The sequence below is a fragment of the uncultured Faecalibaculum sp. genome (genome assembly GCF_910588395.1).
GTDB lineage: Bacteria > Bacillota_I > Bacilli_A > Erysipelotrichales > Erysipelotrichaceae > Faecalibaculum.
Map to the genome: position 1 here is coordinate 1 of NZ_CAJUPA010000089.1, position 1,608 is coordinate 1,608.

At 53.8% G+C, this 1,608-nt stretch carries 1 protein-coding gene; it reads right to left on the minus strand.

Going from position 1 to position 1,608, the window contains the following annotated elements:
* Positions 1-24: 24 nt before the first annotated feature.
* Positions 25-1,458, minus strand: coding sequence for a transposase (locus QZ305_RS11715; RefSeq protein ID WP_294732181.1), 1,434 nt, complete (start codon positions 1,456-1,458; stop codon positions 25-27).
* Between the last annotated feature and the right edge of the window lie 150 nt (positions 1,459-1,608).

Below are 1,608 nucleotides of genomic sequence, written 5' to 3' on the forward strand. Positions count from 1 at the left end.
CTTGTGAGTTGAAAGTTTGTAGCACTATGAAGCCAGACAATCCCACGGTTCTTCTGGTGCTTCCGGCAGTCCCTGAATTATCTGCGTTATGCATAATTCGGGCTTTTGGCCTAAAAGGCGGAAAAAATGTTTCCGGAAATAATGCATGAGTGCTGCCTCAGAGACCCTTCCCCTGGATGGCGTCCTCTGGTAGCGGATCTGGCCGGAACTTACCTTCCCAATAAAGTGGATGGAAATGCTCTGCAGAATCCCCATCGCAATACAGGACAGGGCCATATGCATCTCAATGGCACGGACGGCCTCCAGCACTTTCCGGCGGGGCCTTTCACCCTCCACCTGCTCCATGGGCGTAGGCTCCCCTTTCTTCTGGTAGTAGTTCAGCTTCGGCATGTACTTTGACCAGAAGTGGTAGCAGAACGCCCCAATCTGCTGCTTCAGTTCACGGAACGTGCATTCAATCCGGAACCGGTAGCTGTAGAGCCGGATGATGGACAGCGGCTCCAGAGCCAGGCTGGTGCTTGCCAGGATGCCCTGGACGCCATCCATCTCCACCAGCACGAACCGCAGCTCCTGGTACAGCTTCTGGCCCCACAGCAGGTCGATGCAGTAATAGCGTATGGCCTCCTTTTTGCCATAGAGCTCTATCTCTGCTTCCTGGAACTGTCCTTTATGGGAGCCGAACAGCTCTTTGAGGCGGACAGCGGCCCCCTTCTTAGGCGGCCGTCCCCTCCCGGGTCTGCGGGGGCCGGGCTTCTGGTATGCGGTGCAGGACTTTTTCGCTTTTGTGACGATCTCCATATGCACGCTCCCGCTGCCATTGAGCTCCTTCAGCTTCTCAAGGGCCGGCACTGTAAGGAAATACCTGTCCAGCAGGAGCAGGGAGTCCCCAAAGGTATGGGCAGCGTGCCAGGCGTCCTCCACCATCTGGACTACATGGGAAGCAGCCGAAACAGATGCCCCTTTCCATTCCCTGGCAGCCTGGAGCCCGTCATGGAGCCGGATGCTTAAAGGGATGCAGGCCCATCTGCGGACACTGCCGGCCAGGATGCCAAGGCCGCCGAACATATGGCCGTGGATGAATTCCGGCTTCGCGGAATTCTCCGATTCCTGGAAAAGCTTCTTTACCCCCGGCATGCGCCGCCCTTCCTTGGACTGCTTGACGCCATCGCCCACAAGGACATGGAGGTTCCCTTCTTTATAAAGGGGCGCATACTGCTTTACGGCACAGAACCAGCGTTTCCGGATCTCCTCCAGCGACCAGGAGGATGCCCTGAAGAAATGCAGCATGGAATCGTAACAGCCAGGATGGAGCGCAAGGTCACGGATTATGGAGGTGACCCCAAGCTTATCGGAGCGGAGCATAAGCCCTACAGTTATGACGACAAACCAGCGGAAAGCGGATTTGCGGGAAAAACAGGTTTCAAAGTGGCATAGAATGTTTTCAATAAAATTTAGCATAATGTATGGTCATCCACCAGAAAGTATGGTAAACTCATACAGTGAATAGCACTTCTGGTCGGATGGTATCTCTTTCTTTGTGGTGATTAAAGAATACCATAATCCATACCATAAGCGCTATTCTTTTGTTGAAAACTTTTAACTCTCAAG

Coding starts and splice junctions, on each gene's coding strand:
- QZ305_RS11715 (WP_294732181.1), bottom strand. CDS start 1,458: ATGCTAAATTTTATTGAAAACATTCTATGCCACTTTGAAACCTGTTTT.